Source organism: Pseudomonas sp. CCOS 191 (assembly GCF_001007005.1).
GTDB classification, from domain to species: domain Bacteria; phylum Pseudomonadota; class Gammaproteobacteria; order Pseudomonadales; family Pseudomonadaceae; genus Aquipseudomonas; species Aquipseudomonas soli.
In genome coordinates this window covers 2,933,107-2,956,220 of the sequence record NZ_LN847264.1, presented here as the reverse complement: position 1 = coordinate 2,956,220, position 23,114 = coordinate 2,933,107, and the positions used below count along the sequence as shown (strand labels likewise).

General features: G+C 64.3%; 26 protein-coding genes and 1 pseudogene. 14 read left to right on the top strand and 13 right to left on the bottom strand.

Translation table 11 applies throughout. From position 1 onward, the window contains the following. Positions 1-13: 13 nt before the first annotated feature. Entirely contained in the window at positions 14-874 is an 861-nt protein-coding gene (locus CCOS191_RS13100; RefSeq protein WP_046855580.1) for an RNA ligase family protein, read from the bottom strand. A 298-nt stretch (positions 875-1,172) separates the two neighbouring features. Between CCOS191_RS13100 and CCOS191_RS13095 the strand changes: the two genes are divergently transcribed. Beyond that, entirely contained in the window at positions 1,173-1,391 is a 219-nt protein-coding gene (locus CCOS191_RS13095) for a hypothetical protein (protein ID WP_023630431.1), read from the top strand. A 38-nt stretch (positions 1,392-1,429) separates the two neighbouring features. On the opposite strand, the gene CCOS191_RS13090 is transcribed toward CCOS191_RS13095, so the two are convergent. Then, entirely contained in the window at positions 1,430-1,885 is a 456-nt protein-coding gene (locus CCOS191_RS13090) for a PACE efflux transporter (protein WP_046855579.1), read from the bottom strand. A gap of 115 nt (positions 1,886-2,000) precedes the next feature. On the opposite strand from CCOS191_RS13090, the gene CCOS191_RS13085 reads away from it, so the two are divergent. Beyond that, positions 2,001-2,903, top strand: coding sequence for a LysR substrate-binding domain-containing protein (locus CCOS191_RS13085; RefSeq protein WP_046855578.1), 903 nt, complete (start codon positions 2,001-2,003; stop codon positions 2,901-2,903). A 171-nt stretch (positions 2,904-3,074) separates the two neighbouring features. After that, positions 3,075-4,010 carry a cyclase family protein gene (locus CCOS191_RS13080; protein WP_156177567.1) on the top strand — a complete coding sequence of 312 codons (936 nt, stop codon included), beginning with the start codon at positions 3,075-3,077 and terminating at the stop codon, positions 4,008-4,010. 78 nt (positions 4,011-4,088) lie between these two features. On the opposite strand, the gene CCOS191_RS13075 is transcribed toward CCOS191_RS13080, so the two are convergent. After that, a complete protein-coding gene (locus CCOS191_RS13075; RefSeq protein ID WP_046855577.1) occupies positions 4,089-4,979 on the bottom strand; it encodes a LysR family transcriptional regulator in 891 nt (296 codons plus the stop codon). A gap of 127 nt (positions 4,980-5,106) precedes the next feature. On the opposite strand from CCOS191_RS13075, the gene CCOS191_RS13070 reads away from it, so the two are divergent. Further along, entirely contained in the window at positions 5,107-5,937 is an 831-nt protein-coding gene (locus CCOS191_RS13070) for an oxidoreductase (protein WP_046855576.1), read from the top strand. Here CCOS191_RS13070 and CCOS191_RS13065 read toward each other — a convergent pair. From CCOS191_RS13065 to CCOS191_RS13050, 4 genes are all read right to left on the bottom strand, one after another. Continuing rightward, the gene (locus tag CCOS191_RS13065) at positions 5,911-7,566 is read right to left on the bottom strand and encodes an MFS transporter (RefSeq protein ID WP_231867493.1); all 1,656 of its coding nucleotides are present in this window, start codon (positions 7,564-7,566) and stop codon (positions 5,911-5,913) included. The two genes, CCOS191_RS13070 and CCOS191_RS13065, sit on opposite strands and share 27 nt — an antisense overlap. Next, positions 7,563-8,633 (bottom strand): HlyD family secretion protein, encoded by a 1,071-nt coding sequence (locus CCOS191_RS13060; protein ID WP_046857779.1) that lies wholly within the window; start codon positions 8,631-8,633, stop codon positions 7,563-7,565. The genes CCOS191_RS13065 and CCOS191_RS13060 overlap by 4 nt, the downstream gene beginning before the upstream one ends. Positions 8,634-8,702: 69 nt before the next feature. After that, a complete protein-coding gene (locus tag CCOS191_RS13055) occupies positions 8,703-9,131 on the bottom strand; it encodes a cupin domain-containing protein (protein WP_046855575.1) in 429 nt (142 codons plus the stop codon). Positions 9,132-9,176: 45 nt separating this feature from the next. Next, the gene (locus tag CCOS191_RS13050) at positions 9,177-9,920 is read right to left on the bottom strand and encodes an SDR family oxidoreductase (protein ID WP_046855574.1); all 744 of its coding nucleotides are present in this window, start codon (positions 9,918-9,920) and stop codon (positions 9,177-9,179) included. Positions 9,921-10,156: 236 nt separating this feature from the next. Between CCOS191_RS13050 and CCOS191_RS13045 the strand changes: the two genes are divergently transcribed. Further along, complete coding sequence (locus CCOS191_RS13045) at positions 10,157-11,725, top strand: winged helix-turn-helix domain-containing tetratricopeptide repeat protein (RefSeq protein WP_046855573.1); 1,569 nt, start codon at positions 10,157-10,159, stop codon at positions 11,723-11,725. Between the two features lie 218 nt (positions 11,726-11,943). On the opposite strand, the gene CCOS191_RS13040 is transcribed toward CCOS191_RS13045, so the two are convergent. Next, on the bottom strand, positions 11,944-12,825 hold the full coding sequence (locus CCOS191_RS13040) for a MerR family transcriptional regulator (protein WP_046855572.1): 882 nt from the start codon (positions 12,823-12,825) through the stop codon (positions 11,944-11,946). Between the two features lie 143 nt (positions 12,826-12,968). On the opposite strand from CCOS191_RS13040, the gene CCOS191_RS13035 reads away from it, so the two are divergent. The 7 genes from CCOS191_RS13035 to CCOS191_RS13005 all read left to right on the top strand — a co-directional run bounded on the left by CCOS191_RS13035 (position 12,969) and on the right by CCOS191_RS13005 (position 18,476). After that, positions 12,969-13,415 carry a PAS domain-containing protein gene (locus CCOS191_RS13035; protein WP_046855571.1) on the top strand — a complete coding sequence of 149 codons (447 nt, stop codon included), beginning with the start codon at positions 12,969-12,971 and terminating at the stop codon, positions 13,413-13,415. Between the two features lie 104 nt (positions 13,416-13,519). After that, on the top strand, positions 13,520-13,942 hold the full coding sequence (locus CCOS191_RS13030; RefSeq protein ID WP_046855570.1) for a nuclear transport factor 2 family protein: 423 nt from the start codon (positions 13,520-13,522) through the stop codon (positions 13,940-13,942). Continuing rightward, entirely contained in the window at positions 13,939-14,691 is a 753-nt protein-coding gene (locus tag CCOS191_RS13025) for an SDR family NAD(P)-dependent oxidoreductase (protein ID WP_046855569.1), read from the top strand. Before CCOS191_RS13030 ends, CCOS191_RS13025 begins: the two co-directional genes overlap by 4 nt. Before the next feature lie 6 nt (positions 14,692-14,697). Next, positions 14,698-15,945, top strand: coding sequence for an NAD(P)/FAD-dependent oxidoreductase (locus CCOS191_RS13020; protein ID WP_046855568.1), 1,248 nt, complete (start codon positions 14,698-14,700; stop codon positions 15,943-15,945). Then, a complete protein-coding gene (locus tag CCOS191_RS13015; protein WP_046855567.1) occupies positions 15,942-16,751 on the top strand; it encodes a DUF1365 domain-containing protein in 810 nt (269 codons plus the stop codon). The genes CCOS191_RS13020 and CCOS191_RS13015 overlap by 4 nt, the downstream gene beginning before the upstream one ends. Further along, positions 16,726-17,985 (top strand): SAM-dependent methyltransferase, encoded by a 1,260-nt coding sequence (locus tag CCOS191_RS13010; protein ID WP_046855566.1) that lies wholly within the window; start codon positions 16,726-16,728, stop codon positions 17,983-17,985. Before CCOS191_RS13015 ends, CCOS191_RS13010 begins: the two co-directional genes overlap by 26 nt. Positions 17,986-17,987: 2 nt before the next feature. After that, positions 17,988-18,476, top strand: coding sequence for a DUF2878 domain-containing protein (locus CCOS191_RS13005; RefSeq protein ID WP_046855565.1), 489 nt, complete (start codon positions 17,988-17,990; stop codon positions 18,474-18,476). Positions 18,477-18,488: 12 nt separating this feature from the next. Here the strand turns inward: CCOS191_RS13005 and CCOS191_RS13000 are convergent, their stop codons facing one another. Beyond that, a complete protein-coding gene (locus tag CCOS191_RS13000; RefSeq protein WP_046855564.1) occupies positions 18,489-19,025 on the bottom strand; it encodes a DUF3833 domain-containing protein in 537 nt (178 codons plus the stop codon). 2 nt (positions 19,026-19,027) lie between these two features. Beyond that, a complete protein-coding gene (locus CCOS191_RS12995; protein ID WP_046855563.1) occupies positions 19,028-19,567 on the bottom strand; it encodes a chalcone isomerase family protein in 540 nt (179 codons plus the stop codon). 112 nt (positions 19,568-19,679) lie between these two features. On the opposite strand from CCOS191_RS12995, the gene CCOS191_RS12990 reads away from it, so the two are divergent. Beyond that, a complete protein-coding gene (locus CCOS191_RS12990; RefSeq protein ID WP_046855562.1) occupies positions 19,680-20,450 on the top strand; it encodes an SDR family NAD(P)-dependent oxidoreductase in 771 nt (256 codons plus the stop codon). Between the two features lie 12 nt (positions 20,451-20,462). Here CCOS191_RS12990 and CCOS191_RS12985 read toward each other — a convergent pair whose 3' ends face one another. Together CCOS191_RS12985 and CCOS191_RS12980 are read right to left on the bottom strand one after the other, a co-directional pair. Then, entirely contained in the window at positions 20,463-20,789 is a 327-nt protein-coding gene (locus CCOS191_RS12985) for a putative quinol monooxygenase (RefSeq protein ID WP_046855561.1), read from the bottom strand. A gap of 113 nt (positions 20,790-20,902) precedes the next feature. Further along, positions 20,903-21,757: pseudogene (locus tag CCOS191_RS12980) on the bottom strand (helix-turn-helix transcriptional regulator). A gap of 156 nt (positions 21,758-21,913) precedes the next feature. Between CCOS191_RS12980 and CCOS191_RS12975 the strand changes: the two are divergent. Continuing rightward, positions 21,914-22,480 carry a GNAT family N-acetyltransferase gene (locus tag CCOS191_RS12975; protein WP_046855560.1) on the top strand — a complete coding sequence of 189 codons (567 nt, stop codon included), beginning with the start codon at positions 21,914-21,916 and terminating at the stop codon, positions 22,478-22,480. On the opposite strand, the gene CCOS191_RS12970 is transcribed toward CCOS191_RS12975, so the two are convergent. After that, positions 22,477-23,088 (bottom strand): dTMP kinase, encoded by a 612-nt coding sequence (locus tag CCOS191_RS12970; RefSeq protein ID WP_046855559.1) that lies wholly within the window; start codon positions 23,086-23,088, stop codon positions 22,477-22,479. The two genes, CCOS191_RS12975 and CCOS191_RS12970, sit on opposite strands and share 4 nt — an antisense overlap. Positions 23,089-23,114: the final 26 nt, after the last annotated feature.

The window sequence follows — 23,114 nt, the reverse complement described above, 5'->3', positions numbered from 1 at the left end:
TCAGGAAGCTCCTTCAGTAGCCGCGGCGTTCGCCGTGCCAGTCCAGGGACAGGCGCGGTGCGTAGAGATCGACGCCGGCGGCCAGTTGATTGGGTATGAACGGTTGGTTGGCATGGTGCTGGTCGGCGTCGAGGATGGCCTGGACAAAGTCCTGGCGCACCCACTTGAGCCGGCCCAGAGTCTGGCGCTCGTCTTCGAGCTTCAGGTACAACCCCTCCATGCGGCTCGAGCGGTCGCATTGGCGCCAGGCGCGGGCCAGGTCGAGGCCTTCGCGACGTACCACCTGCTCGAACACTTCGCGCCAACGCACGGTCTTGGCCAGCGAGTCGCCGAGCAACGCCATCAAGTCTGCGTAGCGGCGCGGTGCCGGGCCTTCGTACAGCACCGGTACCGACAGCACCGGGCCGTCCGCGAGCAGCTGTCGGCGCGCCGCGGTGGACAGGAACTGGCCTGTGGCGCGGTCCCACACGTCGAACTCGCAGAAGAAGTGCGGCAGATGGTCGTAGAACACCGAGTGCTTCTTGTGCAGCCACTCGCCATACAGCACGAAGCGGTCTTCAAGACGCTCGAGCAACCAGTGTTCGTGGGCCACGGCCCACTGCTTGAACAGGTTGAACTGGCGCTCGCGGCCGCCGCCGCTGAGGTAATGGCCACGCGATTGCAGGCGTAGCTCGCCACCGTTGGTAAAGCTGATGCCGGCGTTGGCACCGTCGAGTTTCTCTTCCACCACCAGCCATTGGCCGACCAGCGAGCCATAGGCCACCTGGCCGGCATCGCTGTCGCCGTCCTGCAGGCGCGAGCCTTGCAGATGCGCTGTGCGGGGGTATTTGAGCAGTTCGAGGGAATGTGCATCGGCACGAAAATCCATGTTCATGGGTTTCTCCTTGGAAATAGGGAAAAACCGACGACAGGATCAGGCAGGTACGAGGATGAAGCGCCGCCGCGCGCAAGCACGGGCAGCCATCAGGCACGATGGACCGTCGTCGGTATCAGGCGTGTTTGATGGCGCAGGGCACTGGCTTCACCACTTTGGCAAAAGGTTGCGGGGATTCGAGGGCGCATATTCAACAGCAGGTATCGGTCGCGGGTCAAGCCCTCGATAGCAGCAATGTGATAGCATCCGCGCGCCCCTGGAGGGGCAATCTTTTGATATCCCGCAAGGAATACGCTTCGTGAAAGACTTCGTCATCAGCGTCAACAACATCGTCCTCTACGTCTCCCTGGCCGTTATTTGGCTGTTCGCCCTCATCACCCTGTTCACCGGCGGATTCCTGCCAGCCCTGGGTGTGTTCGTGGTCGGCAGCCTCGGCTGGTGCATCGTTTCCGGCTTCTGGTTCGTCCAGTCGGCCACCTACGAAGAGCTGCGCAAGCTCAACGCCAGCAAGGACTGACGCATCCGGGCGGCTCGGCACCTCGCCTCGCAGCCGCCCTACCCTCGCCCCGCACAAGCCTCGGCCGATACCTCGCCCTGCGCCGAGACAGGCACATCGAACACGCGGTCGAACGCCCACTGAAACACCAGCGCATAAAAGAAGAAGAACACGAACAGCCCCAGGTCGGTCACCAGCGCCGCCCACCAGGAAATCTGCAGCCACCAGGCCACCAGTGGCACCAGCAACAGCACCAACCCACCTTCGAACCCCGCCGAGTGCAGCAAGCGCCTGCCGAGGGTGCGGACACGCTTCGGCTGACGGCGCTCCCAAAACTCAAACAGATAGTTGTACACCACGTTCCAGGCCAGCGCGCTGGCGGACAGCATCAACGACAGCGCGCCGGCATGCGCCAAACCGTTGTCGTAGACCAGGGCGATGGCCGGTGACAGCACAGCGACGGCGATCGCCTCGTAAAGAACGGCCTGGACGATCTTCCGGGCGGGACCTTGCATGGCAGTGCACCTGTGGGCAGTCAAAGCGGATGCCGCCACGTTAGCGCTCGGTGAGCGCCACGAAAAATGAGATAAATTGAGCGGGCATCAATCCAATTCATCCCCGAGGTGGTCGGTGTTCTCTTCGCTTCCGCTCAACGCGTTGCGCAGCTTCGAGGCCGCGGCGCGCCTCACCAGCTTCAAGGCCGCGGCCGAGGAGCTCTCGGTCACGCCAGCGGCCATTTCCCACCAGGTGAAGGTGCTGGAGACCCGGCTTGGCACTTTGCTGTTCGAGCGCAGCGCGCAGGGCGTGAGGCTCACCGAGCAAGGCGAGCGGCTCTATCGCCAGACCCATGGCGCACTCCTGGATATCAGTCGTAGCCTGGAGCACTTCCTGCCCGGCACCGCATCACAGTCCCTGACCCTGTCCACCACGCCCGGGCTGGCCGCCGCCTGGCTGATTCCGAGGTTGGGCGATTTCTACCGTGCTTTCGAGGCGTTCAACCTGCGCATCGACACCGGCAACGAACTGGTCGACCTGCTGCGCGATTCGAGCATCGACCTGGCAATTCGAGCCGTCAGCCACACCGACCCGAAGCTGTTCAACCTGCCGTTGATGGAGGAGCGTTTCGCGGTCTATGCCGCGCCTGAGGTGCTCGCCACCATGAAGGTCAAACCGCTCCAGTTGATCGACCTGCGCTGGCAGGTCCCGCAAGGCTGTTCGATCAGCTGGCAGCTTTGGTGTGAGGCGGCGGGCTGCCAAGACTGGCTGGAGCATGCACGCATGCGCGAATTCGATGACGAGCATTTTGCCTTGAGCGCCGCCGTTGCTGGCCAGGGTTTGGTGCTCGCCAGCAACGTACTGGTGGCCGATAGCGTGCAACGTGGCGAACTCGCGGCCCTCCGGCCCGACGTCAGCCTGCCGGGGCCGCGCTACATGGTGGTCTGCGTACCGGGCCGGGAACGGCAGCCACACATGAAGGCGCTGCTGGCCTGGCTGGCCGAAGTGGCCGCAGCGACGGTGACGGACGTGCGTTGAGTAACGCCTGTGGATCAGGCGCGGGCAGCCCTGCTTTCTTTGACGGAAGTTGCAAGGCAGCACTCCTTTGACTTGCACGCAAAACTCCTTGTCCCCTTCACCGCTGTTTCCCTTTGCCAGCGCCACCCACAATCCGCCCCTGACATCACATCACGTTCAGGAGCCTGCAAATTGACCCCTTTCAAACCTCTGCTATTCACTCTGGCCCTGGCCACCATCACCCAAACCACCCAGGCCGCCGAATGGCAATCCTCCCCCTACGGCCCTAACGACGAAATCGGCGCCGCCAACCTCCTCAGTCCCGAGGTGGTCAAGCAAGCCATCAGCCTGGTGAAAACCGGCAAGACCTACCCCCTCGCCGTGCCCGTCAGCAAGGACTTGCCCGCCTTCCGCCACCGTAGCTTCCACCTCTACAACATCCAGCCCGGCGAACAGGCCGGCCAGACCCTGGGCAAGAACAAGTTCAGCTTCAACGATGAACTGGTCAACGGCTGGACCGGTGTCGGTACCCAGCTCAATGGCATCGGCCATATCGGCATCGACAACGTCTACTACAACGGCAACAAGGCCGCCGACTTCGTCACCGTCGAAGGCGTGACCAAGCTTGGTGTGGAAAAAGTGCCGCCGATGGTCACCCGTGGCGTGGTGCTGGACATGACCGCGTACTACGGCAAGGCCATTGTGCCGGGCGGTACGTCGTTCACCGTCAACGACATCAAGACGGTACTGAAGCGACAAGGCATCACCCTGCGCAAGGGCGACGTGGTGCTGTTCAACACCGGCTGGCTGGAGCTGATCGGCAAGGACAACCAGCAGTTCCTCGCCACCGAGCCGGGCATTGACCTGCCGGCGGCCGAGTGGCTGGCCGACCAGGGCATCGTCGCCTTCGGCGGTGACACCTGGGCCTCGGAGGTCTACCCGAACCCCACCGGTGAAGAGTTTCCGGTCAACCAGTACATGCTGGCCAAACGCGGCATCTACAACCTGGAGCTGATCGATACCCGGGCGCTGGTGCGCGACAAGGCCTTCGAGTTCCTGTTCGTACTGGGCCAGCCGCTGTACAAGGGGTCGACCCAGGTCAATATCAACCCGGTGGCCATCCACTGACTGCGAGCCATCGCACGCCCTGCCCGCTACCTGCCGCCGCCAATTACGCGGTGAAAGCCCGTTGTGCAAAAACAGCTATCAGCGCTGCTCCCGTGCGAACTCGATGAACGCTTTCAACGCCGCGGGCACCTGGCGCCGGCTCGGGTAGTACAAGTGCAGCCCTGGGTAGTAGTGACACCAGTCGTCCAGCACTTGCAGCAGTTGGCCGCGTTCCAGCTGTTCCTTGACCATGTCCTCGAAGACATAGGCCAAGCCAAGGCCTTGCAGGGCGGGCGCCAGCATCAGGCTCAGGTCGCCCAGGATCAACGGCCCCTGGACATCGACCTCCAGTTGCATGCCGCCACGTTCGAACTCCCACCGGTAGAGCGCGCCACTGGGAAAGCGATGCCCGATGCAGGGCAGGGTTTTCAGGTCCTGCGGGTGGTGCGGAATGGGATGACGCTCGAAGAACGCGGGTGAGCCGACTACCACCGAGCGCAGGTAAGGGCCAATGGGCAACGACACCATGTCGGCCTGCAGTCGCTCACCCAGCCGCACTCCCGCATCGAAACCTGCTCCGACCATGTCCACGAAGGCGTCGTCACTGACGATTTCCAGCCTCACATCCGGGTAGGCGATCAGGAAACGGTTGGCCAGGGGCAGGAGTGCAAGTTCGGCAGCCGCGCGACCCGCCGTTATCCGCAGGTTGCCCGATGGCTTGTCGCGAAAGGCGTTGAGGTCTTCCAACGCATCGGCAATGTCGCGAAACGCAGGTTGCAGCCGGGCCTGGAGGCGCTCCCCTGCCTCGGTCAAGGCCACGCTACGGGTCGTGCGGTTGAACAGGCGCACACCCAGACGTGTCTCCAACTGCCGCAAGGCGTGGCTCAGCGCCGAGGGCGTGAGCCCTAGCTCCAGCGCGGCGCGGCTCAGGTTGAGATGCCGGGCAATGCACAGAAACAACGACAGGTCAGCGGTACTGGTCGGCTTCATTGATGAATAAAACTCAAAGGCCCATAAAAAATTAGTGGGATTATCACATCAATAGCTGCGTTTTAAAGTTCGTTCAACTCATCGAGAAGGCCCGCATGGTGCAGGGTCGGATACAGGAGGAGTTGATATGCGTACCTGGCTCATTACTGGCGCTTCCCGTGGTTTCGGCAGCTTGATCGTCCAACAAGCCCTGGCGGCTGGCGACGCGGTCATTGCAACGGCACGCAACCCCGACGACATCGAGGCGCGTCTGGGCAAGCACGCCAACCTGTTGGCAGTGCGCCTGGACGTGACCCGCGAGGAGCAAGCCCACGCAGCCGTCGCTGCCGGCATCCAGCGTTTCGGCAAGATCGATGTGCTGGTCAACAATGCGGGGTTCGGCGTATTGGGCGCGGTCGAGGAAACCAGCGCCAGCGAAACCGAGCGGTTGTTCGCCACCAACGTCTTCGGCCTGCTCAACGTGACCCGCGCCGTGCTGCCCCATATGCGCCGCCAACGCAGTGGCCACGTCATCAACATCTCGTCGCTCGGTGGCTACCACGCCTACATGGGCTGGGGCGTGTACGGTTCGACCAAATTCGCCGTCGAAGGGATCAGTGAAGCGATGCAGCAGGAGCTGGCGCCCTTGGGCATAAAGGTGACGGTTGTCGAGCCCGGCTTCTTCCGTACCGACTTCCTGGATGAACAGTCCCTGGTGAAAACGGCGCTGGAACTGCCTGACTACGCTACCACCGTCGGCGCCATGCGCAGCCATGCACAAGCCGCCAACCATGCCCAGCCCGGCAACCCCGAGAAGCTGGCCGAGGCCCTGATGGCCCTGACCAATGCCAGCCAACCACCGCTGCGCCTGGCCCTTGGCAGTGACGCCGTGGCACGTATCGAGGCCAAGAACAGCGCAGTCGAACGGGAGTTGGCGCAATGGCGGGAACTGTCACTTTCCACTGACTTCGCTTCGTAGGTCGTGGTGGTCGCGCTGGACCTGAACCGGATACTTCGCTTCAGGTCCAGTGGCATGACGCGCAAGCAGAACCTTGATGCACACCAGCAAAGGCGCCGCGACAGCGAACAGCAGTACCACTGCAGTGAACGCCACATCGAAGGCGATTACCGCCGACTGCCCCGACACGGCGCGTCCCAGCAGCGCCAGCGAAGCCCGGCCGGCCGCGAGGGTGTCCAGCCCCCTGCCCTGCAGCATGGCAACCGTGCTGCCAAGCCGTTCGATGACCGTGGTGGCGCCGGCCGTGACATGGGCGCCCAGCACCGCCGCATTGTGCGCCAGTTGCTGGTCGATGAGCGTCTGCAAGCCGGCGACGCCCATCAGCCCGCCCAGTTGGCGCCCGACGTTGAACAGGCCGATTCCGCAGGCGAGGTTTTCAGGCGTCAGCTTGCCGAAGGCGATCAGGGTGATGGAAAGGAACAGAAAACCCAGGCCCAGCCCGCGCAACAGCACGCCGGCCATCATGTCCGGCGCGCCACTTTCACTGGTCGAACCCGAGAGCATCCACATCGCCCCCATGATCATCAGGATGCCGAAGGGCACCGTGGCGAATGGCGCCACGCCACGGGCCTGGATGAGATAGGCCGCCAACAGCAGCGCGCCGATGAAACACGCGCCACTGGGCAACAGCAGCAAGCCGGCGTCGGTGGGCGTGAAGGCCAGCACCGACAGGGCAAATGCCGGGATCAGGTAGGCACTGCCGAACAACGCAGCCCCCGCGACGAAACTGACGATGAACGCAAAGGTGAAGTCGCGGCAGCGGAACAGGCTGAAGTCGAGCAGGCCCTGGCGGTTGCTCAACAACTGATGACCGAGGAACAGCAGCAATGCCGCGACGCCGACTGCCGTGGCCCCGAGGATGTGCGGTTCTGCGAACCAGTCCCAGCGGCTGCCCTGGCTCAGCACGTAGGTAAGGCAGGCGAGGCTGGAGAACGCCAACAGCATGCCCACGGCGTCGGACCTTGGGGCGGCCGGCAGCGCGACGTTCGGCACGCCCGCTACCAGGAGCACGCCTGTCGCGGCCAGGGCCAAGGGCAGGACACTGAAGAAAATCCAGGTCCATGACTGGCTGTCGATCAGCCAACCTTGCAAGGCTGGCGTCAGGGTGGCGGGCGCAACCACCGCGCCCATGGCGAAAAGCGCCTGGAGCACAGGCTGCTGGCCTCGTGGGCAGACGATAAAGATCAAGGCCTGCCCGCCCACCAGCAGCACGCCGCCGGCGAGCCCCTGGAGCACGCGAAGCACGGTCAGCAGGTCAAGACTGGCGGTGAAGGCAGACATACCGCAGGCCAGCCCCATGACCAAGGTCGCCACGATGATCACGTTGCGTGGCTGGATACGCGCCAGAAACCAGGCCGTACTCATGAAGCCGATGAGCTTGCAGGCGGTGTAGCCGACATCCAGCCAGGCGAATTCGTCCGGCGTGGCATGGGTATCGCCCTGCATGTCGTTGCGGCCAAGTGCCAGGACGCTGCTGGCGAAGGCCTCGGTCAGCGCGGCCAGGACGATCCCGATGATCAGCAGCAGCCCCTGCAGCGACCGGCCTTCGATCAATGCAGCACCCTCGGCGCCGGGGCCGGGAGCGTTCACGAGCCGCCTCCGGCTGCAACCTCGACCCGCGCCGACAGCCCGGGCACGATGCGCCCCGGCAACGGGTTGTGCACCAGGCGAATTTTCACCGGCACGCGCTGCACCACCCGCACGAAATTGCCCGTTGCGTTGTCCGCCGGCAGCAGGCTGAACGCTGCACCGCTGCCTGGCGCGAAGCTGTCGACCACGCCTTCGAGCGCGCCGTCCGGATAACCGTCGATCGTCACCTGCGCCCGCTGCCCCGGTTGAATCTGCGCAACCTGGGTTTCCTTGAAGTTCGCCACCACCCACACACTCTCCACGGGGACAAGGTCCAGCAGTGCCCCGCCCGGGGTAACGAAGCGCCCGACGCGCACCTGGCGGTTGCCGACGACACCCGATACCGGCGCGCGCACCACCGTGTGTTCCAGTTCAAGTCTGGCCAGGTCGCGCGCGGCCTGGGCCTGGGCGATCGTCGCCAGGGCCGACTCACGCTGGGCCATCAGCACGGCAATGCGTTGCTGCTGGGCCTCGAGCGTGGCCGACGCGGCCGCTACCGTTGCCTGGGCGCTGCTGCGGGCGGCATCGGTCTGGTCGACCACCGACTGGCTGACGGCACTGAACACGATCAGCTTACGGCTGCGTTCATGGGTCTTGTTGGCCAGGCCGCGCTGGGCGAGCGCCGACTGCACGCTGGCCTCCGCCTCGCGGATCTGCGCGCGTTGCAGCTGGGTCTGGGCCTCGACATTGGCCAGGCTCGCCTCGGCCGCCTTGAGGTTGGCCTCGGCCTGCGCGAGCTGTGCCCGATAGTCGCGGTCGTCAATTCGAAACAGTACCTCCCCCGCCTGCACGCGTTGATTGTCCTCGACCTCGACCGCCACGACATAACCCGCCACCTTGGCAGCCAGCGAGGTGACATCGCCGCGCACATAGGCATTGTCGGTGTACGTCGCACTGCTCGAGCGGGCAATGGCCCACCCTGCGGCCAGCACCGCCAGGGCGACGATGCACAGGACGATGCCAATGCGCCTTCTGTTGGCGGGCCTGGTGCTGTCGCCCGTGGCGACTGGCTCCTCGTGGGTGTTCATCATCCGGGTTCCTGTGCGCGGCCCCCGGCGACTTGCCAGCCACCGGGGTGCCTTGAGTGGTGACGTCGCTTACTTCGCGCTGGGGGTCACCAGCACGGTCTCGGTGGTGTCCAGCACGAACACCGCCATCAACCGAGCAGGCCTGGTGTCACTGGCATTGGCACTGACGGCGTGGAACGCGCCGGGTGCCTCGTACCAGTTCTCGCCTACCTTGTAGGTTTTTTCCGGCTCGCCGTTGACGCTGCTGCGTATCTCTCCTTCGAGCACGGTTGCGTAGATGAAGGCGGACTTCGGATGCCGGTGGGAGGGTGACGACGCCCCCGGGGCGTAGTCGACGATCACGCCGCGCATGCTCTTGCCGGGGACATTCGGCAATGGCTTGTCGAACACGACAGTGACCTTGCTGGCCGGGCGCTCGTCGGCCAACGCCGGGTTGATGGCTGCAGCAGTAAGTGACAGTGCCGCGACTACCACGGCACCGAGGATTCGACGGGACATGATGAACTCCTGGTGAAGGTTGTTTGAGGTGGAAACAGCTGTTTGTCAGGAACGCGCTAGCCAGTCCTCGAAGCGGGTCTTGCCCAGGCGCGCCGCGCTACCCGGTGTCAGCGACTGGTCATCGAGCTCGGCGCCGAAATAGCGGGCATGCACGTCAGCGACGACTGTGCGCGCATCGCCGGTCAGGCGCAGGAAGCGTCGGACCAGCTCGTCAAGGGGCATGGCCTCTGGGCCGGCCACTTCGACGGTGTCGTTGGCCGGCGCCGCCAGTACCACCTCGAGCAGCGCCGCCGCCACGTCGGCCGAGGCCATCGGCTGGATCAGCGCCGGCGACAGGCGCACCTCGTCAGCCACGGTGGCCGCCTGGGCGATGCCGCTGACGAATTCGAAGAACTGCGTAGCCCGTACCAGGGTGTAGGGGATGCTTGAGGCCTTGATAATCGCCTCCTGGGCGACCTTGGCGCGGAAGTAGCCGTTTTCCGGCAGGCGCTCGCAACCGACGATCGACAACGCGACATGGTGGCGAACCCCGGCCGCCGCCTCGGCGGCCAGCAGGTTGCGGGTCGATGTCTGGAAGAACTCCAGCACGGCCTGGTCTTCCCAGGACGGCGCGTTGGCGACATCGACGACCACGTCCGCACCGTCCATGGCCGCTGCCAGCCCTTCGCGGGTAATGCTGTCGACACCTGTGCTTGGCGCCGCCGCCACGGCTTCATGGCCGCGCTCACTCAGGCTTTTGACGAGTTTCGAGCCGATAAGGCCGGTGCCTCCGATGACAACGATCTTCATGGGGTCTCTCCTGTTCTCGACCGCAACCATTGCCGTCGATGCAGGATCAAGATGCGCTCCGGGCCCTTGGGAGTCTTTGCAGGGAGGCTGTATTTACCTTCAAGAAAGCTTGGTTTTGCGTCCAAGCCCGTGCGGACAGTGCAGGGCGTTTCGCGCTGCCGTATCATCAACGGCGACACTTATGAAGCAATCGCCTCGGACACGATGCCTAAGGCGCTCGGCCAGGGGACAAGACGTTGCAATTCGTGTTTGAAGACTACGTGCTCGATCAACAACGCCGGGAGCTGGCCCTGCGTGGCCAGGTGGTGACCATCGGCCCGCAGGTCTTCGATCTGTTGTTGTTGCTGGTGAGCCAGCGTGACCGGGTGATCAGCAAGGACGAGTTGCTGCAGACGGTCTGGAGCGGGCGGGTGGTCTCCGAATCGACGGTCACCAGCCATATCAATGCCGTGCGCAAGGCCATCGGCGACTCTGGCGAGGCCCAGCGCCTGCTGCGCACGGTCGCCCGCAAAGGCTATCGCTTCGTCGGTGAAGCCCGGGAAGTTCCTGGCCTCGAACAGCCCGCCACTGAGCCCGCCGAGCAGACAGCCGAGCAAAACCTCAGCCTGCCGGACAAACCGTCCATCACCGTCCTGCCCTTCCACAACCTGAGTGGCGATCCCGGGCAGGACTACTTTGCCGATGGCATCGTCGAAGACATCATCGTTGCCCTGTCGCGCATCCGCTGGCTGTTCGTCATCGCCCGCAACTCCAGTTTTACCTTCAAGCACCGCCCAGTCGACATCATCGAGGTGGGGCGCACCCTGGGAGTGCGCTATGTGCTCGAAGGCAGCGTGCGCAAAGTGGCGAACAGGGTCCGTATCACCGGCCAGTTGATCGATGCCACCAGCGGTACGCATATCTGGGCGGAACGCTTCGAAGGCCTGCTCGACGATATCTTCGAACTCCAGGACCAGGTTGCCGAAAGCGTGGTCGGGGCGATCGCGCCACAGCTCGAGCGCGCCGAGATTGAGCGAGCCAAACGCAAGCCCACCGACAGCCTGTGCGCCTATGACTACTACCTGCGCGGCACCGCGAGGCTGCACATCGGCACGCGCGAGGCTGTGGAGCAGGCATTGGCGCTATTCTACACCGCCATCGAGCTGGACCCGGACTTCGCCTCGGCCTACGGCATGGCGGCCTGGTGTCATTTCTGGCGCAAGCTCAACGGCTGGATGGCCGATCGCCCGCGTGAGATTGCCGAAGGCGCGCGGCTGGCCAGGCTGGCAGTGGAGCTCGGCCGCGACGACGCCGTTGCCCTGACTCGCGGCGGCCATGCGTTGGGCCACCTGGCCAGGGACCTCGATCAAGGTATCGCCCTGCTCGACCGCGCCCGCCTGCTCAACCCCAACCTGGCGCCGGCCTGGTTCCTTGGCGGGATCCTGCGCGCGCTGCGCGGCGAGGCCGAGGTGGCCATCGCCAACCTGGAGCACGCGGCACGCCTGAGCCCCCTGGATCCGGAAATGTTCCGGATGCACGTGGGCATGGCCCTGGCCCACTTTTTTGCCAGGCGTTTCGACTGCGCCCTGGGCTGGGCCGAAAAAGCCCTGGGCAATCTCTCCAGCCTGCTGGCCGCCACCGTGCTGGTCGCGGCCAGCCAGGCGCACCTGGGGCGGGAGGACGAGGCCAGACAGGCCATGACCAGGCTGCGTGAGCTGGACCCGAACCTGAGGGTTTCGCAACTCAGGGACTGGCTGCCGATCTATCGGGATGAAGATCTTGCCCTGCTGGCTGAGGGACTGCGTCGGGCAGGGTTGCCGGAGTAGGTGCCGATACCGGATCAAGCGCTTGCCGGGCCACCGTCTGATGACTGTCGTTAGCGTCACTGGGGCTGCTACGCAGCCCATCGCCGGCAAGCCGGCTCCCACAAGTACAGCGTAGGCCTCACTGATTGCGCGGTCCCTGTGGGAGCCGGCTTGCCGGCGATGGGCCGCAGAGCGGCCCCTATTGCTGAACTGACAGGCATTGCGCCACCGCCCTGCTTTCAGAGATCCAGGGCGCCCCTGAGCAAGGCGTTGAGCATCCCCGCCACATCATCCCCCTGCTCGTCCAGCACACGCAGCGGGATGCCTTGCAACTCCGCTTGCGAACCCGCCACCCCGGTCAGGGCCAGCGGGCAGGCAATCTCCATCTGCAACGCGCGCAGTCGCCTGGCCAGGCCGGCGCTCACCGGCCCCTGCACCGCGATCACCAGCGCCGCCGGCTGGGTCGCCGCGCACACCAGGGGAAGTTCCTCCAGCGGCTGCCCGCAGCCGAGCACGTCGACGCGCTGTTGCTCGGCGCTCAGCAGCAGGCCGGTACACAGCAACGGCAGTTCGGCATGCCCCTCGGTACCGGCCAGCAGCACCCTTGGCGCGTCGGCCTGGTTCATCTGCAGGCGCAGTAGCAGCCGGGCGCGCAGGAAGGTGTCGAGGAACAACCATTGGCTGCGTTCCCCGAAGGCCCTGCCCACCGCCATTTCCTGCCACACCGGCAGCAGCACCTCACGCAGCACGGTGGCCTTGGGCAGGAGCGTGAACAGCTGGCCATGGACACCTTCCAGCGCCCGTGCATCGAATGCCATCGCGGCCCGTTTCACGGTGGCGCGCCAGTCGTGGAAGGCCGAGTCCTGTTGCACGGGCGCCTGGCGCTGGGCGGCGAGCATTTCGCCGACCTTGCTGATCGGCAGGCCGTTGGCTGTCCAGTGCAGGATGTCGCGGATGCGCTGAACGTCGCCGGGCGTGTACAGGCGATGGCCGCCTTCGGTGCGCTGCGGGCGGATCAGCCCGTGGCGCCGCTCCCAGGCACGCAAGGTCACCGGATTGATGCCGGTCAGGCTGACCACGTCGCGCATGGGCAGTAAATCGGGTGAGGTGGCTTCGGTCATCACGAGGGTTCGTCGCAGAGGTGGCACATTCTAAACCCATAGGCTCTTTCTGCGGGGAGCGCAGGTAGGCCATTATGTAGCGAATCGCGCCGGCGCTTCGCACAGTACCGGCTTACCGTTCAGGCTTTTTACGGGTGGCCGCAATGATCAATGCAAAACTCCTGCAACTGATGGTCGAGCACTCCAACGATGGCATCGTCGTCGCCGAGCAGGAAGGCCACGACAGCATCCTGATCTACGCCAACCCCGCCTTCGAGCGCCTCACCGGCTACTGCGCGGACGATATCCTCTACCAGGACTGCCGCTTCCTCCAGGGCCAGGATCAGCAGCAGCCGGGTATCGCCGCGATCCGCGAGGCGATCCGCGCGGGCCAGCCCTGCCGCCAGGTACTGCGCAACTATCGCCAGGACGGCAGCTTGTTCTGGAATGAATTGTCCATCACCCCGGTGCGCAACGAGGCGGACCAGCTGACCTACTACATCGGCATCCAGCAGGACGTTTCGGCGCAGGTCGCCGCCGAGCAACGCGTGCGCGAGCTGGAAGCCGAAGTCGCCGACCTGCGTCGTCAACTGGAGGCGGCCGGGCGCTGAGCAAAATATCTGTACAAGAACGTTGACTTGTACAGATTTAATCGTAGGCTTCCAATATACCTGTACATAAATACCAGGTTGTACAGGATTGCCCGGAGCCGAGCATGTCAACGTACCTGCAGCAATTCGCCGAGCGCTTCGCCCAGCTCGAGGGTAATCACCTCGATGCGCTGGAAAACCTGTACAGCGAAGACATCACTTTCCGCGACCCTCTGCATCGGATCGATGGGCTGAAGGACCTGCGGGTCTACTTCGCCCAGCTGTACGCCAACGCCCATGACATCCGCTATGTCTTCGCCGGTGCCGACGAGGTGATACCCGGGCAGGGCTACCTGCGCTGGACCCTGCAGTTTCGTCACCCGCGGCTGGCCGGCGGTCGCCCGGTTTCCCTGCAGGGCTGCAGCTACCTGCAATGGCGGGAGCGGGTGCATTTCCACCAGGATTTCTTCGACGCCGGCGCCCTGCTCTACGAGCACATTCCGCTGATGGGCGGGGCAATTCGCTGGCTTAAGGGGCGGTTGGCATGAGCCGCTGCTGGTTGACCGGTGCCAGCAGCGGCATCGGCGCGGCGCTCGCGCAGTGCTTGCTGGAGCAAGGCCACCAGGTTGCCCTGGGCGGGCGCCGGAGCGAGCAACTGGTGCCGTTCGCCGAGCGCTTTCCCGGGCAGGTGCTGCTGGCCAATGGCGATCTGGACGATCCCGAGCAGGTCGCGCAGATAGCAGACCGCATTCGCCAGGCCTGGGGCGCCCTGGACATGGCGATCTTCAACGCCGGTACCTGCGAATACCTGGAACCCGGCCGCTTCGACCCGGCGCTGGTCGAGCGCGTGATGCGCACCAACCTGCTGGGCCTGAGTCATTGCCTGGCGGCCGCCCTGCCCCTGCTGCGGGCCGGCGCACGTCCTCACCTGGTGGTGATGGGCAGCTCGGTGACCTGGCTGGCCCTGCCACGGGCCGGCGCCTATGGCGCGTCCAAGGCCGCCGTGCGCTACCTGGTGGAGTCGCAGCGCATCGACCTGGCGCAAGCCGGCATCGACGTCACGCTGGTCAACCCGGGCTTCGTCGACACGCCGCTGACCCGGCGCAACGACTTCCCGATGCCGCAGCTGTGGTCGGCCCAGCGCGCCGCCCGGCATATCGCCAGGCGGCTGCCGCGCCGGCCGCTGGAAATCAACTTTCCGAGCCTGTTCACCTGGGGATTGCGCCTGCTCGGGGCGCTGCCGGCGCGGGCGCGCCTGGCATTGGGCCGGCGTCTGGCACGCCGGGAAGCGGACTGAGCAACCATGCGTATAGCCATCATCGGCAGCGGCATTGCGGGCCTTACCTGCGCCTACCTGCTGTCGCGCAAGCACGAAGTGACGGTATTCGAGGCCGCCGGCTGGGTCGGTGGCCACACCCACACCGTCGACGTGGTGTGGCGCGGTGAGCGGCATGCCATCGACACAGGGTTCATCGTCTTCAACGACTGGACCTACCCCCATTTCATCCGTTTGCTCGAAGAGCTCGGGGTCGCCTCGCAGCCGACCCAGATGAGTTTCTCCGTGCATGATCCGCGCAGTGGCCTGGAATACAACGGGCACGACCTGAACACATTGTTCGCCCAGCGTCTCAACCTGTTGTCGCCGGGCTTCTGGGGCATGCTACGCGATATCCTGCGTTTCAACCGGCAGGCCCTCGCCGACCTCGAACAACAGCGTATCGACGCCACCACCACCTTGGGTACTTATCTTCATGAGCGCGGTTACGGCCCGCGTTTCATCGAACATTACATCGTGCCCATGGGCTCGGCGATCTGGTCGATGTCCCGTGCCGACATGCTCGGCTTCCCGCTAGCGTTCTTCGTGCGCTTCTGTCGCAACCACGGCTTGCTGTCGGTGAACCAGCGCCCGCAGTGGCGTGTCGTCGCGGGCGGTTCACGCAGTTATGTCGCCCCGCTGTGCCGCCCCTTCGCCGAACGCATCCGCCTTGCCTGCAAGGTGCACCGGGTCGGCCGCGACGAAGGGGGTGTCACCCTGGTCAGCGACGCCGGCACCGAGCGCTTCGACAACGTGGTGTTCGCCTGCCACAGCGACCAGGCGCTGGCGCTGCTGGAAGCGCCGAGCGTGCACGAACGCTCGGTGCTGGGTGCCATCGGCTATGCCGACAACGACGTGGTGCTGCACACCGATACCCGCCTGCTGCCGCGCCGCCGCAACGCCTGGGCCAGCTGGAACTACCGCCTGGGCGGCCCCGAGCAGGCGCCGGCCGCGGTGACCTACAACATGAACATCCTGCAGGGTCTCCAGGCAGCGACAACCTTCTGCGTCAGCCTGAACCAGACCGCGCTGATCGACCCTGCGCAGATCCTCGCTCGCTTCAGCTACGCCCACCCGCAATACAGCCTGGCGGCATCCGCCGCGCAGGCCCGGCAGACACAACTGCAAGGCCAACAGCACAGCTACTTCTGCGGCGCCTACTGGGGCAACGGCTTCCACGAGGACGGCGTGGTCAGCGCGTTGCAGGTGGCCAGGCATTTTGGAGAGCAGCTGTGAACAGTGGCCTGTGCCTGGGCTGGCTCAGTCATCGGCGCCTGAGTCCGCGGCCCCATGCCTTCCGTTACCGGATCGGCCTGTTCTACCTGGATCTGGACGAACAAGCCTGGCTGATGAGCCTGTCTCGCTGGCTGGGGCGTTGGCGCCTGGCCCCGCTGTGCTGGCGGGAAACCGACTATCTGCCGGCGCTCACCCGCAACGGCCAGCCGCTGGCCCAGGCCGCGCGCCTGCTGGTGCGCCAGGCCACGGGGCAAATGCCCCACGGGCCGGTGCACCTGCTGACCCAGCTGCGCTGCTGGGGGCTGTCGTTCAATCCGGTGAGTTTCTACTTCTGCCATGACCGCGACGGGCACCTGGCGGCGATCCTGCTGGAGGTGCGCAACACCCCGTGGCGCCAGCGCTTCCACTATGTGCTGCCGGTGCAAGGTGACCCGGCGAAGACCTTCGCCATGGCCAAGCGCTTTCATGTGTCGCCGTTCATGCCCTTGGACATGGACTATCGCGTGCGCTTTCACCTGGACCAGGCACAGGTGCGCATTCACATGGAGAACTGGCAAGGCGGCCAGAAAGTGTTCGAGGCCGACCTGGCCCTGAAGCGCCGGCCGCTGGATCGCAAGGCCGTGCGCGACTACGTGCTGGCCTTCCCCTGGATCAGCCTGCGCACCGTCTCGGTCATCTACTGGCAAGCCCTGCGCCTGTTCATCAAACGCACGCCCATCCACGACCACACCGCCAGCCGGGGCAACCTGGCGCTCGGCCACCCTTGCGAGGACCCCGATCATGTCGACTCCCACCCTGAGCGTTAGCAAGTCCGCGGGCCTGGCGCCACTGCTCGGCGGCTTGGCGCGCAAGGCCGTGCTCGCCCAGCTGGGCAAGCTGCGCCATGGCCATCTGCGCCTGCTTTGCCACGGTCGGCAGTGGGCGTTCGGCGACCCCGACAGCACGATGCAGGCCGAGGTGGAGATACTCGATGACGCCACCTGGAGTCTGGTCGCCGGCAATGGCTCGATCGGCGCGGGGGAAGCCTACATCCATGGTCACTGGCGCAGCCCGGACCTGGCATTGGTCACCCGCCTGTTCGTGGCCAACCTCGATGTGCTCGACGCCCTCGAGGGTGGCCTGGCCCGCCTGGGCCGCCCTGCCCTGCGGCTGCTGCACCGGCTCAACCGCAACAACCGGCGTGGCGCCCGTCGCAACATCCTGGCCCATTACGACCTGGGCAATACCCTGTTCGAGCAGTTGCTGGACCCGACCATGATGTATTCGGCCGCGCAGTTCGAACACCCTGCACAATCCCTGGAGCAGGCCCAGCGGCGCAAGCTGGAGCGCATCTGCCAGAAGCTCGAGCTGAGCCCACAGGACCACCTGCTGGAAATCGGCTGCGGCTGGGGCAGCCTGGCGATCCACGCCGCCACCCGCCACGGCTGCCGGGTGACCACCACGACCCTGTCGCACGCGCAGTACACCTACACCCTGCAACGAGTGAAGGCCCTTGGCCTGGAGCAGCGGGTGACGGTGCTGTGCGATGACTACCGCGACCTGACGGGCACGTTCGACAAGCTGGTCTCCATCGAGATGATCGAAGCGGTGGGCCACCGCTACCTGCCGGTGTACTTCCGTCAGTGCGCGTCACTGCTCAAACCCGACGGGCTGATGCTGTTGCAGGCCATCACCATCCGCGACCAGCGCTATGCCCAGTCGCGGCGCTCGGTGGATTTCATCCAGCGCTACATCTTTCCCGGCGGCGCCCTGCCTTCGCTCAGCGTGTTGCTGGACACCGCCAGCCGCCGCACCGCGCTCAACCTCGTGCACCTGGAAGATTTCGGCGCCGACTACGCGCTGACCCTGCGGCATTGGCGCGATAACCTGCGCCAGGGGCGCAGCACATTGGCTGCACTGGGCTACGACGAAACGTTCCAGCGCCTGTGGGAGTTCTACCTGTGCTACTGCCAGGGCGGCTTCGAGGAACGGGCCATCGGCGTGGCGCAACTACTGTGGGCCGCGCCCCAGGCGCGGCGGGCGCCGTTGTCCGGGCAATGACGATGCCTTCTGGCTGGCTGATCGCCAATGCGTTGTGGCTGCAGGTCGGCTGGTGGGCTTGTGTGTTGGGCGCGAAGGTCCCGTCGCTATTACTGCTGGTGCCGCTGGGGCTGGCCGTTCACCTCAAACTGTGCCCGGCCCGCAGCGCCGAGGTCGGCGCACTGTTACGCGTGACCTTGGCCGGTTGCATGCTGGATGGCCTGCTGGGAGCGACCGGTATGTTTCGTTTCGAGGCATGGCCACTGCCCTTGTGGCTGGCGCTGCTGTGGCTGGTGCTGGCCAGCGGCTTGCGCCACAGCCTGGCATGGGCAGGTCGGCCGTTCTGGCGCGGTGCCGCGGTCGGCGCGCTAGGTGGGCCGCTGGCGTACGTGGGCGGTGCCAGGCTCGCCGATGTTGCCTTACCCCTGGGGCCCGTGGTCACGGGTTTGCTGCTGGTGCCGGTGTGGGTCCTGGCCCTGCCCTTGCTGGTGCGCCTCGCGGTGCGTCGTTGAGCGCCTGTGGAATCACCGCGCACGCTCCGGCAGGCGCCTGAAGAACAGGGTGATCTGGCCGATCTCCACGCCCAGCTTGCTCATGCGCGAGCGGTTGATCAGGGTGTCGTCGTCCATCAGATACATCCAGTCGTCCAGGTCCACTTGCCAGTGTCGCCCGTCGACCGGAAGGTCCAGTTGGTAACGCCAGCGCAGCGCATTGCCGGCCACCTCGCCGCGGGCCTCGCCGATCACGTCGCCCGCGGTACCACGCCAGCGACCAGGGCCATCGGGCACCAGCGTCCAGGTGCGCTGCTGTCGGGTACCGTCGCTGTAGAGAAACTGCTCGTCGAGGATCAGCCGCTCGCCGTCGCGGCGGCTGTCGATACGCACATGGAAGCGCTTCACTACCTCCCCGGAACGCTTCTGGAACATGCCCCAGGCCTCTACCGGACGTGAGAAGAAGGCCGCCAGGTCCAGCTTGGGTTGCTCGCCGGCGTAGTGCTCGACGCCGACGTTGCCGCAGCTGCCCAGCAACAGGCACCCGGCCAACAACAATGCTTTGTACATGTTCAGTGTCCTCGATCGTTGCCGGCCAGGCCGAGCAGGCGCTGACGCAGTTGCGGATCCCGGGCCCGCGGGTCCAGCCAGATGGCGAAGAAGGCCTGGGCAAAGGCCACGTCGGCCACTTCATGGCGCAGCCGGCCATCGATGTAGAAGCGGCAACCTGTCTGCGGGAGGTACACCCCCGTGATACGCATACCGGGACGCACATCCACGAATGCCGCTTGCATCTCACGGGACCAGGCGTCGAGCTGTTGCGCCGTGATGCGGCCGGCGCCAAGACGGCGCATCTCCTCCACGCTGGCCTTGACCAGCGTTTCACGGGACAACGACCGGTGGTAGGTCAGCTCCAGGGCGAATGGCCGGCTCCAGTCCAGTACCGGTCCGTCGGCCCACAACCGGGCGCTGTACAGGCGCAGGCCGAACCAGGTGAACTCGCCTTCACCCAGACGTTGCGCCGCCGGAAGCGTGGCTCGCCAGTCAGCGCCGACCGAGGTGAGCGACATCAGCAGCAGGCAGAGGCAGGCCAATCGTCCGGTGGAAACCATGACAAACCTGTACAGAAAACAAATTCTGTACAAGATTATGGTTTTGTACAGATAAATTCCAATGCTGTATAGAAATTAAGGGCAGCGCGATTCATACCAGGGAGCACCTCGGATGAGCCTCATCACCAACCTCCACAGCCCCGCAAACGTGCTGGTTTGCGGCGCCAGCCAAGGCATCGGCCTAGCCCTGTGTGAACAACTGCTGCCACGCGAAGACGTAGGCCTGCTGATCGCCGTGTCGCGTCGGGCAATCCGCAGCACGCCGCTCGATGCCCTGGCCCTGACGCATGGCCGCAGGTTGATGCGCATCGACTGCGATGCTCGGGATGAACAGGCATTGCAAGCACTGGCGGCGCAGGTCCAGGCCAGTTGTGCGCAGCTAAACCTGGTCATCAGTACCCTCGGTGTGCTCCACGAGCCTCCGGCACGCGCCGAGAAGTCGCTGGCGCAACTGGACATGGCGGGGTTGCAGGCCAGCTTCGTCAGCAACTGCTTTGCCCCTGTCCTGCTGCTCAAGCACCTGCTGCCATTGCTGCGCCAGCAGCCGGTTACCTTTGCCGCCCTGTCGGCCCGGGTCGGCTCGATCGGCGACAACCACCTTGGCGGCTGGTACAGCTATCGCGCCAGCAAGGCCGCGCTCAACCAGCTGTTGCGCACGGCCAGCATCGAACTCAAACGGCTCAACCCCGCGTCGACAGTCCTTGCCTTGCACCCCGGGACTACCGACACCCAGCTCTCGCGCCCCTTCCAGGGCAATGTGCCAATCGAAAAGCTGTTCGCGCCAGCGTTTGCCGCCCGTTGCATCCTCGAACTTGTCGGCCGGCATGGGCCATCACAGACCGGTACCTTCTGGGCCTGGGATGGCAGGCCGATTCCCTGGTGACTCGCAGGCTTGTCAGGGATGAGGCGCAACGACGCTGGACACTGGGTCAAGGAAGATCAATTGCAACGGCTCCGCCAGCAGCCGGTCAGCCTGCTCGGCAAAACGTTGAAAGTGTTCGGTGGCCAGGTGGGTGTCCAGGGCCTGTTGATGGTCGAACGCTTCGCGCATGTAAAACGTCCCTGGCTCATCGCTGCGCTCGAACAACATGTAGTCACGATTGCCGGGCTCAGCCCGGGTCGGCTCGATCAGGGCCAGCAAGGCCTCTTTCAGGGCTGCTACCTGGCCTGGCTTGGCCTTGAGGATGGCAAGGGAAACGAGTGGAAGGTCTTGTGTGTTCACGTCAAGCTCCTGGTCAGTTGATTGCCAGCCAGTCTGGCGTGCCCGGCGCCTGGGAAAAACCGGCTGTGCGCGTGAACACTTTCCTTACAACAGTGAAAATGCCCGGTCTCGATTCACGCCTGCCCTGCTTCCTTCTGTTCCTGGAGGCGATAGCGAGACAGCGAAACACCGGTTTGTCGCTTGAAGTAGCGGCACAGCTAAGAGGCATCGACAAAGTTCAGCTCGTCGGCGATCTGGCCGATCGCCAGATTGCTGTAGGAAAGCAGTGCCTTGATTTCCTGGGTCACCTGCCGATCTATCAGGCCTTTGGCGGTGTCGTTGAAAAACGCTTTGGTCAGCTGTGACAAGTAGAACGGCGTAATGCTCAGCGCGTCGGCATAGAACTTCACATCCCGGTGCCTGGTGCAGTGCTTGCCGATCAAGTCCCAAAATTGCCAACTGAGCATTTCCTTGCGGCTGAACGCCCTGCTGCCTTTGTATGTAGCTGGAAGCTGCTCGGCAATTTTCAGGAAAAGGTTCTGCAGTTGGTTGCGCAGCATGACGTGCCGGTAAGTTGGGCAGCACTTCACGATATCCCGCATCTGCGCCAGCCATCCTTCTATCAACGACCTGTCATCACTGGCCGGGACGCAATGTGGATGTTCATGCAAGAAGATGAACAGGGGGTTGGGCAGTTGGTACGCGACCTCCGCCGCGAAACCTTTTGGCATCAGGCAAAAAAATACCTTGAATCCGCGTGAGCGACGTTTGAGCAAGGCAATGGTGTCTTCGGCCAGCAGCAGCACATCACCGCGCCGGAGCGCATGCTCCTTGAAGTTGAGCGTGAAGCGGGCGCTCCCGGACAGGCAGACCAGCAGCGTCAGATAGGCGTGGCCGAAGGAGAGTGGCACTCCCAGCCCTTCGGCCAGGGTGGTATCACCCATGTGCGGTGGGTCGTCAGCAGTAAAAAGTTGCGGAATATGCTGCATTGCCTCTAGATGCCAGGACCTGAAACGGGATAAATCCTATCACCCATCGGTCATCTAGTTTCGAAAAGTACCGAAATCACCGAGGTACTGATGTGTACCGAACCGGCCTTCCTCCCTACTCTGCTCCCCACCTGATCAGCCAACAGAGGACATGAGATGAGCCTGGAAACAACCCGACTGCTGCTGCGCCCTTGGCGGGACACCGACGCTGCGGATCTGTACGAATTCGCCAAGGACCAGCGAGTCGGTCCTATCGCCGGTTGGCCCCAGCACACCAGTGTGGAAAACAGTGCCGAGATCATACGCACGGTCTTCAATCACCCTGAGGTCTATGCCGTCGAGTTGAGGGAAAATCGCCGTGCGGTAGGGTGCGTCGGTATCCTTATCGGTGGCGATAGCAACTTCGAGATCAGTGCGCAGGAAGGCGAAATCGCCTACTGGATCGGAGTACCGTACTGGGGCCAGGGCCTGATTCCCGAAGCCGTGCGGGAAGTGATGCGACACGCCTTCGAAACCCTGAAGCTCAAAGCGCTGTGGTGTGGTTACTTTGCCAACAACAGCCAGTCCTTTGTCGCGCAGTCGAAGTGTGGTTTCCGTCATCACCATACTGAAGAGAACAAGTACAACCCGTTCCTCCAGGACTACCGCACGGAGCACATCAGCCGCATTACCTATGAGCAGTGGCTCGAGCATACGAAAGAAGGCACTTTTCGAGCAGGTTAATCAAACAGGCTGCGGATCTCTGATACCAACGCCTGCGTTGCCTGTTCAAGGGTTCCTTCGTTACGACATAAAACCCACCCTTGATCGGCAACCACCCGCTCGAACGCTTCGGTGCAAGCGACATGCTCCTCCAGCGCGTGCATCACGGTACTGCTCAACCCGCGCGACCGCGCCGCTGCCCTCTTCCACGAGACTTCAGGATCGGTGACAACGCCCACATGCAGGTCCGGCACCCGCACGTTGCGTTCGATGTTCAACCGCAGGATCTCGGCAAACGGCACCAGCCGGCGAAACGCCGCATCGGACGGGTACCAGCGATCGATCAGGATGATGCTGTCCGTCGGCTGCCTGGCCAGCGCGTGCCGGGAAATCCAGGCACGGCTGTCCGCCAGGCGCTCACAAACCTTCATTTCCAGGTCCCGGCAGGGATTCCTGACGAACTGGTTGACCAGGACCATGGTTTCGCCCCGGTAGGGATCGCTTTTCTTCTCGCAGATGCGGATCACCTTCCTGTTGTCCGCCCTCAGCGCTTTGGTGACGGCTTCCAGCAGCGTGGTCTTGCCGGTGCCCTTGGGGCCATCCAGGGAAATGAACAGCGAACGACTCATGCTTCACACAACGGTTGAATTCCTTC